The following is an 8,257-nucleotide window of genomic DNA, read 5'->3' as shown; positions in this document are numbered from 1 at the left end:
CTCATCAAACATATGAGCGTAAATAGCTCGATAGATCGTGCTATAGCTAATTGACCACTGGGCATTCTCAAGCTTCAAGCAGATCATTGACTGCCTGTTGGAGCTGTTTACGCAATAAATCATTTATTTTGTCTTGATCGAATAGAGCTTGAGCAATATTTTTGGTAAAATCATTCATGAAGGAGTTCTTCTTTCTGTATGTTGTTTTTTTGTTCAAACCAATCATACGAGAAAGGAGCTCCTTTTTCTAATGTTCAGGGAATAAAATTTAAGGAATCGTCCATCCTTACACAAACTATTTTACAGTCTCAAATATTCCGGGCCAGAGACTTTCTATGACATTAAATATGTCATATATAAAGCATGTTTTTGAATTACCGATGGATTTTTTTCTACAAGAAAGATAGGAGAGATTACTTCTAGGTTTTCTGATGCAAGTAGTATTATTGACGTACTTGCAAGTACAGTGCTTTCCCTTTTTCTAGACTTATTATTGTTAATTTTCAACATAACAGACGAACCTTCCTAATAAGAACGAAAAACTACGACTTACGAAAAAATCTTATCCTCATTCATTAACTCCTTATACTAAAAGTGGAAAGATAAATATTACTGAAGAGGGAGGGACAAAAAATGGTCCTACAAAAAGTGAAAGAAAATTATGGTCCTTAAGGGATGATGCTTCTAATCAAGATTTACGAATCGTTCGTGAGTTTGATGCTAAAGCAGTGTTAGCCTTTATTGTCTTACTATGTATCACTCTCACAGCAGGGTTAGCAACCGTATTTGTTGAGCCGAAAATTACTGCTTGGACAATGATAATTATTGGTTCAGTTGGATTAATTGCTTTTCTTGTTGCTATAGGAAGAATTTTCTACACTCAAATTGAGCATCGATATAAGTCGAATTTCGTAGTTGATAATAAAGAGCGGATTAAATATAAGCTTTTCTTTGAAGTAATTCGGAGTTTCCTAGAATTTTTCGTAATCAGCATGGCAACCAATATGGTTAACAATTTTGCCAAGACTAAAGACATTACGCAAACGCTTAATATTCACTGGGGTGTTATTCTAATAGCAAGCGCTGTGTTCTACTTTTTATGGTCGATTGGTCTTAGTAAAATGATAGATGTCAAAGACAAGTAGCAATTGCTCATAGATAATTAAAAAGGATTGATCATTCAACGTTTAAAAACGAAGATGATCAATCCTTTTTGTTAGACTAAATTCGAAAATTAATTATTGTTCTTCATACCAGCTGTAGTGGAAGTTGCCTTTACGATCAGTACGCTCATAAGTGTGAGCACCGAAGTAATCGCGTTGAGCTTGTAACAAGTTAGCTGGCAAAACTTCAGCACGATATGAATCGTAGTAGTTGATTGCTGCTGCAAATGCAGGAACAGGAATTCCAGCCTTGATTGACATAGCTACAACTTCACGAATTGCCTTTTGGTATTTGCCAGCGATTTCCTTGAAGTAATCGTCTAACAATAAGTTATCCAAGTCTGGGTTCTTGGCAAATGCATCAGTAATCTTTTGTAAGAATTGAGCACGAATAATGCATCCCTCACGCCAAATTTGAGCCAATTCGCCGAACTTCAAATTCCAATCGTAGCGTTGGCCGTCAATTCTCATTTGTTCAAACCCTTGTGCGTAAGACATAACCTTACCGAAGTACAAAGCTTGGCGAATCTTTTCGATATATTCTTGCTTTTCTTCATCAGTCAAGTTAACTTTTTCAACGTCTTCAGGAAGAACCTTGCTGGCTGCTACACGTTCTTTCTTCATCATTGAGATATAACGTGCATAAACGGCTTCCGTAATCACTGATTGTGGAGCACCGCCATCCAATGCAGTTTCAGATGACCATTTACCAGTACCCTTGTTAGCACCACGGTCAAGAATCATATCAACGATTGGTTTACCGCTACCCAAGTCATCTTGGCGTGAAAGAATATCAGCAGTGATTTCAATTAAGTAAGAGTCAAGTTCGCCCTTATTCCATTCAGCAAAAATGTCTGCCATTTCTGGAACTGAAAGACCAAGTACGTTACGCATAATGTTGTAACTTTCGTCGATCAATTCTTCATCGCCGTATTCGATCCCGTTGTGGATCATTTTTACATAGTGGCCAGCGCCATTTGGTCCGATATAAGTTACGCAAGGCTTGCCATCCTTAGCCTTAGCTGCAATTTGTGTCAAAATAGGAGCTACAAGGTCATATGCTTCTTTTTGGCCACCGGGCATCAAAGCTGGCCCATGAAGTGCTCCAAGTTCACCACCAGAAACGCCCATACCAATAAAGTTGATACCTGATTTGTCTAATTTGGCATTGCGCGCCATTGTGTCGTGGAAATTAGTATTACCACCGTCAATTAACACATCGCCTTTATCAAGCAATGGCAATAATTGATCAATAACGGCATCAGTACCTGCGCCAGCCTTGACCATCATCAAAATTCGGCGAGGCTTTTCAAGCGAATTAACAAAGTCCTCAAGCGTATAACTTGGGACTAACTTCTTATCGCTGTGATCGCGCATCATTTCGTCAGTCCGGTTGCGGTGACGGTTATAAACGCCAACAGTGAAGCCACGACTTTCGATATTAAGGGCAAGGTTCTTACCCATGACTGCAAGTCCGATTACACCAATTTGTGCCTTTTTTTCTGACATTCGCAAATTCTCCTAATCTATAAAAATATCTGCTTCTATTATAGCAGAACTTACTAAAAGTAAATTGAATTTTGATTACGCTATGTTCAAGGTGTAGTTTGCTATAATAAACTTGAAAGTTGGCTCTTAGATTAGAGGTGGGAAAAATGCAAGTTACAATCGTTGGTGGCACGGGATTGGTCGGGCAAGGCATTATTCAAGAATTAGTAAAAATCCCTGGCTATAAGGTCTACAGCTTATCACGCCATGGTAAAAGATATGATTCTCAGCTTGGGGCGACATATTATGCTGGCAGTTTTGATGATGAACGTTGGCAAGAGCTGATAAAAAGCTCAGATTGGGTAATCGACTGCGTAGGCATTTTGCGGGAAAACCTAAAGCAGGGACTAACTTATCAAAATGAGATTATTGAGCCTGCTAATAGAATTGCTGAGCTAATGAAGAGTGGAGAAAATAAATTGCTATTTGTTTCGGCCAATTATGCTCCTAAATCATTAGCACGCTATTTAACTGCTAAAAAATTAGCAGAGCAATTACTTAAAACAAAGTTATCTCATCGCGTGACTATTCTTTATCCAGGATTAATTTATGATCGGCAGCGTCAATCGACTTACTATTTAGGAAGGGCCTTGGCCTTAGTTAAAAAGTGGCCAGGATTTGCTAAAATTCGGCCAATTGCCCGCAATGATTTTGCTAAAGAAGTAGTGACTATTATCAGTCACAACAAAAAGTCTAGCTTATAAATGCGTCAATTTTGATTAGTGAAAACAAAGCGATTTTCTAAAAAAGAACGTGGATAAAATTGCCGATAGCATTGAGAATAAAGCATTTTCATGCTAGACTTTCATTAGGTGTTTTAATGGAGGTTAAAATATGGAAATATCGTATGCTGCTTTAGCAGGCTTAATTGCAGCCGTAGCATTTTTGCTACTTGTGCTGTTCACAATTCCAATGCTTGTTAAAACTTCAAAAACTTTAAGTAAGGTAAGTAGTACAATTGAAACCACAAATAAGTCTATTCAAGAACTATCTACCGATGTTGATGGCTTGATGAAGCAGAGTAGCGACTTACTCGACAAAACTAATGACCTTTTAGCCGATATCAATAATAAGATGAAAACAGTTGACCCAGTGGTAAAAGCTGCTGCCGACTTAGGCGAAAGCGTATCAGAACTTAATGCTTCATCCAAGAAGATGGTTAAGCGCGTTAATAACATCAGATTGAGCAGAGCCAGCATGGTTTCATCGATCTTGACCGCTGCTTTAGCTCGTCGCAAAAGACGTAGAGGCAAAGAATAAAGGAGGAAATAATATGAGCAAATTTTCAAGTTTCTTATTGGGAACAGTAGTTGGGGCTGCAGTTGGTTTCGTAGCCGGTTCTCTATTAGTTGATGATGATCAACTTGATGACGTAAAACAAAAGATCAAAGACAACGAACATTTACAAGACTTAAAGAAGAAGTATGATAATGGTACTGAAATTGTTAAGAACCAATTATCATCATTCCCTAAGACTGTAAATGATGATACTGAATTAAAGGATTTTGATGACATTGTAATTGATGATTCTAAAGAAGAATCTGCTAGCGATGAAAATGCTGAAAAAACAGTTTCAGATTTAGATCATGCAGAAGATGAAACTGCTTCTGAAACAACTGAAGAATAATTTCCAGCAAAAAAAGCAACGTTCTTGTGAGAGCGTTGCTTTTTTGTTAGCATTGATTAATCCTTTAATGGCAAAATCTTCAGAGCCTTGTCAGTATGAGTGAATGGTTGGAAGCCATCTTTAGTTACTACACCACAGTCTTCGATTCTTACACCGGCAAATCCAGGAATATAAATACCCGGTTCGATTGAGAAGCACATGCCTTCTTCAATTACCAAATCGTTTCCTTGAACGATTGAAGGGTATTCGTGAACGTTCTTACCAATACCATGGCCTAAACGGTGAATAAAGTATTCGCCATAGCCAGCCTTGGTGATGATGTCACGAGCTACGCTATCAAGTTCTTCAGCAGTAATACCAGGCTTAGCTGCTTCGATGGCAGCTTGTTGAGCTTCACGATTAACCTCATAGATTTCTCTTTGTTTAGCAGAAGGTTCACCATATGCGACCGTTCTACTTGAGTCTGAAGCATAACCTTCATGCATGGTTCCTAAGTCAAACAAAACTAATTGATTTGGTTGAATTTTGTTCATTGTAGGACCAAGGTGAGGATTGGCAGCGTTGGCACCGGCTTGAACGATAGTTTCAAAACTTTCGTGCATTACACCCTTTTGTAATTTCAATTGGTAGTCGATTTGACCAGCAATGCTTCTTTCGGTTACACCAGTACGAATTGCATCAAAACCAATCTTGAAGGCAAAGTCAGCTTCTTCACCTGCCCCCTTAAGTTTTTCAATTTCAGCAGGCGTCTTGTACAAACGAATGCGTTGAATGAATGGTGAAACGTCGCCATTGAAGTCAGCATCCGCAAATTGTTCATGAAGGAATTGGAAGTGGGCAACTGAAAGATCATCTTTTTCAATGGCCCATTTGCTAAATTCGTGGGTTCTTTGACGAATGTGATCAGCGATCAAAGCCCAAGGATTTTCTGAGTCAAGATAGCCATAAACGTCGCCATCCCATTCGCTAGCCTTGGCTTCTTCAACATTCAAGGCAGGAGTAAAGACAAATGGGTCTGCATCTTTAAAAGCTACTAAAGAGAAAATTCTTTCGTGTGGTTCCATTTCATAGCCTGTGAAGTAGGCAATAGTAATTGGGTTAGAAATGTAAGCTAAATCAAGATTTTGCTCTTGCAGCCAGGTCTGTAATTTATCTAAGTTCATATAATGTCCTCTTTTCCAATAATATGTAACTGATCCAAGTATAGCACTTAAAATCTATGAAAAAATGAAAGAAAAACTGTAAACGTTTGCACCTAAACGAAAAATATGGTAGATTTATAATGAGTAACTATTTAAAGAACTGGGGAACAAAAAATGCATAAACAAGAAGTAACTATTTATGATGTTGCCCGTGAAGCTAAGGTGTCAATGGCTACAGTTTCTCGGGTGGTAAATGGTAATAGTAACGTCCGTAAAGAAACACGTGAACGTGTTGAAGAAGTGATCAAACGTTTGCACTACCAACCAAACGCAGTAGCTCAAGGTTTGGCTTCTAAGAGAACTACTACTGTAGGTTTGATTGTGCCGGAATTGACTAATCTTTACTTTGCGGAATTGTCAAAAGGTATCGATGATATTGCTCTTTTATACAAGTACAACATCATTATTACCAGTATTGAAAATCGTTTAATGAAGGAAGATCAAGTTATCCAAGGTTTGCTTAACAAGCAAGTTGATGGCGTGATCTACATGTCTAATAAGTTGACTGATGAAGCAGCTGAAGCTTTCAAGCGGACTTCAACTCCTGTGGTTTTAGCAGGAACAAAAGATAACCGGCTTGATTTCCCATCAGTTACAATTAACTATCACAAGGCTGATACCGAAGCACTTAACTTGTTGCTTAATGATGGCAAGAAGAACTTGGGTTTAGTACTTGGCGATGCAGAAGCAGTAGTTAACAGTGAACACAGAATTCCAGCTTATCGTGAATTTTTAGCTGATCATGATATGGAAGAACATTTGTACACTGGAGTTTATGACTACTCAGATGGTTACAATTTATATCCTAAATTGATTAAAGACGGAGTTGACGGTATTATCGTAACTGGCGACAACAGCTCTGTCGGTATTTTAAATGCAGCAGTTGATTCAGGCGCTAAGGTTCCAGAAGATTTTGAAATCATTACCGCTAGTGCAACGCAAATTGCATCAGTTGTAAGACCTGCCTTGACAGCAGTTAAGCAACCTCTTTATGATATTGGTGCGGTAGCAATGAGAATGTTAACCAAGTTAATGAACAACGAAGAAGTTGAAGATTTGCATATCGAATTGCCATACGAATTGGTAAAGAAGCAAAGTACTATTAATCGTTAAGGATAAAAGCAGGTGTAGTGGCTGCTACAGCTGCTTTTTGTTTAAGGAGAAAAAATCGATGAAAGTTAGAAAAGCGATTATTCCAGCAGCAGGTTTAGGAACAAGATTTTTGCCAATCACTAAAGCAATGCCTAAGGAAATGTTGCCTATTGTTGATAAACCAACGATTCAATTTATTGTTGAAGAAGCTAAGAATTCTGGGATCGAAGACATCTTGATCGTTACTGGTAAATCAAAGCGGTCAATCGAAGACCATTTTGATTCTAATCCAGAACTTGAGCAAGACCTAGAAGAAACTGGTAAGGTTGAGTTGTTGAAGTTGACCCAACAAATTACTAATTTAGGGGTAAACTTATATTATACGCGCCAACCACACCCAGCAGGTTTGGGGGATGCGATTTATCGTGCTCGTAGTTTCGTAGCTGGTGAACCTTTCATCGTCATGCTTGGCGATGATTTGATGTCAGACAAGGTGCCACTAACCAAGCAATTGATTAACGACTACAATGAAATTCACGCTTCGGCAATTGCAGTTATGCAAGTTCCTCATGAAGAAGTTTCCAAATATGGGGTAATTGAACCAGAAGGAAAGATCACTAAGGACTTATATAATGTAAAGTCGTTTGTGGAAAAGCCAGCGATTGAAGATGCACCAAGCGACTTGGCAATTATCGGTAGATACTTGTTAACTCCAGAAATTTTTGATATCTTGGAGCATCAAAAACCAGGTCGTGGTGGCGAAATTCAGTTGACTGATGCCATTGATTCTTTGAACAAGACGCAACGAGTTTTTGCTCATGTCTTTACCGGACAACGTCATGACGTAGGTAATAAAGAAGGCTACTTGGAAACTTCAATTCAATATGGGTTGAAGCACCCAGAAACTAAAGATGAATTGCGTAAGTACATCATCGAGCTAGGTAAGAAGCTTGAACAAGAAAGTAAGAAAAAATAATGACGAGTTAGAAAAATGATTCGTCATTTTTTCTACCTTGAATTGTCAAACTAAGTGCAACGGACTCAGATTTATATACCTCATATGGCGTTAGATATCCCAAACATTTTCTTGGACGTTTATTTATCTTGGAGAATATCTCCTGGACTTCTTCTTGGCTATACTTGCTTAAATCTTGCCCCTTTGGAAGATATTCTCTTATCAGTCCATTTGTGTTTTCATTGCTTTCTCTCTGCCATGGATGATGTGGCTTAGGAAAGTAAAATTCAACCTTGAGTTCTTGCGTTACTTCTTCATGCTTGGCAAACTCCTTGCCTCTATCTGGAGTTATAGATTCACAGGGTTGATTCCTCAAGGCGTCGATCATCGTTTGATTAACCGCATCAGCTTTCTTTTCTTGTGCCTTGCCTCCAATCAAATATCTACTCTTGCGATCTACCAATGTCACCAAGCAGGCTTTTCCAACTATACCGGCAACTGTATCTGCTTCCCGATCGCCGATTCTCGATCGATTTTCAGCCTCTGTTGAACGCTCTTCGATATCATGGCTGATTCGAATCTTTCCTCTTCGTTCTACATAGTCCTTTGTATGACGAGATTTCCCGCGATGACGAAGCTTTCTAATAGCACCTCTATTGCCATGGCTCAA

Annotated in this window: 9 protein-coding genes and 1 pseudogene; 7 read left to right on the top strand and 3 right to left on the bottom strand. The window is 38.6% G+C overall.

Features of this window, described 5'->3' with window-relative positions; genetic code table 11:
* Positions 1–314 precede the first annotated feature (314 nt).
* Positions 315–502, top strand: a pseudogene (locus BN52_RS10455) (ABC transporter transmembrane domain-containing protein); the annotation flags it as partial.
* A gap of 226 nt (positions 503–728) precedes the next feature.
* Positions 729–1,145 (top strand): hypothetical protein, encoded by a 417-nt coding sequence (locus BN52_RS06850; protein ID WP_008473686.1) that lies wholly within the window; start codon positions 729–731, stop codon positions 1,143–1,145.
* A 93-nt stretch (positions 1,146–1,238) separates the two neighbouring features.
* Here BN52_RS06850 and gndA read toward each other — a convergent pair whose 3' ends face one another.
* Positions 1,239–2,672 carry an NADP-dependent phosphogluconate dehydrogenase gene (gene gndA / locus BN52_RS06845; protein ID WP_008473685.1) on the bottom strand — a complete coding sequence of 478 codons (1,434 nt, stop codon included), beginning with the start codon at positions 2,670–2,672 and terminating at the stop codon, positions 1,239–1,241.
* A gap of 146 nt (positions 2,673–2,818) precedes the next feature.
* On the opposite strand from gndA, the gene BN52_RS06840 reads away from it, so the two are divergent.
* From BN52_RS06840 to BN52_RS06830, 3 genes are all read left to right on the top strand, one after another.
* Positions 2,819–3,415, top strand: coding sequence for an NAD(P)H-binding protein (locus tag BN52_RS06840; protein ID WP_008473684.1), 597 nt, complete (start codon positions 2,819–2,821; stop codon positions 3,413–3,415).
* 130 nt (positions 3,416–3,545) lie between these two features.
* On the top strand, positions 3,546–3,971 hold the full coding sequence (locus tag BN52_RS06835) for a DUF948 domain-containing protein (RefSeq protein ID WP_008473683.1): 426 nt from the start codon (positions 3,546–3,548) through the stop codon (positions 3,969–3,971).
* A 13-nt stretch (positions 3,972–3,984) separates the two neighbouring features.
* Positions 3,985–4,338 carry a hypothetical protein gene (locus BN52_RS06830; RefSeq protein WP_008473682.1) on the top strand — a complete coding sequence of 118 codons (354 nt, stop codon included), beginning with the start codon at positions 3,985–3,987 and terminating at the stop codon, positions 4,336–4,338.
* Positions 4,339–4,394: 56 nt separating this feature from the next.
* Here BN52_RS06830 and BN52_RS06825 read toward each other — a convergent pair whose 3' ends face one another.
* The gene (locus tag BN52_RS06825; RefSeq protein WP_008473680.1) at positions 4,395–5,501 is read right to left on the bottom strand and encodes an aminopeptidase P family protein; all 1,107 of its coding nucleotides are present in this window, start codon (positions 5,499–5,501) and stop codon (positions 4,395–4,397) included.
* A 153-nt stretch (positions 5,502–5,654) separates the two neighbouring features.
* Between BN52_RS06825 and BN52_RS06820 the strand changes: the two genes are divergently transcribed.
* Entirely contained in the window at positions 5,655–6,653 is a 999-nt protein-coding gene (locus BN52_RS06820) for a substrate-binding domain-containing protein (protein WP_008473679.1), read from the top strand.
* A 58-nt stretch (positions 6,654–6,711) separates the two neighbouring features.
* Positions 6,712–7,608: a UTP--glucose-1-phosphate uridylyltransferase GalU gene (gene galU, locus BN52_RS06815; RefSeq protein WP_008473678.1), complete on the top strand. Its 897-nt coding sequence runs from the start codon at positions 6,712–6,714 to the stop codon at positions 7,606–7,608.
* Positions 7,609–7,615: 7 nt separating this feature from the next.
* Here galU and BN52_RS06810 read toward each other — a convergent pair.
* A partial coding sequence (locus BN52_RS06810) for an IS30 family transposase (RefSeq protein WP_157685050.1) occupies positions 7,616–8,257 on the bottom strand: 642 nt, incomplete at its 5' end.

Source organism: Lactobacillus gigeriorum DSM 23908 = CRBIP 24.85, from assembly GCF_000296855.1.
GTDB lineage: Bacteria > Bacillota > Bacilli > Lactobacillales > Lactobacillaceae > Lactobacillus > Lactobacillus gigeriorum.
Note: the sequence above shows the minus strand (reverse complement) of the source record. Positions and strands in the feature narration are given on the sequence as shown.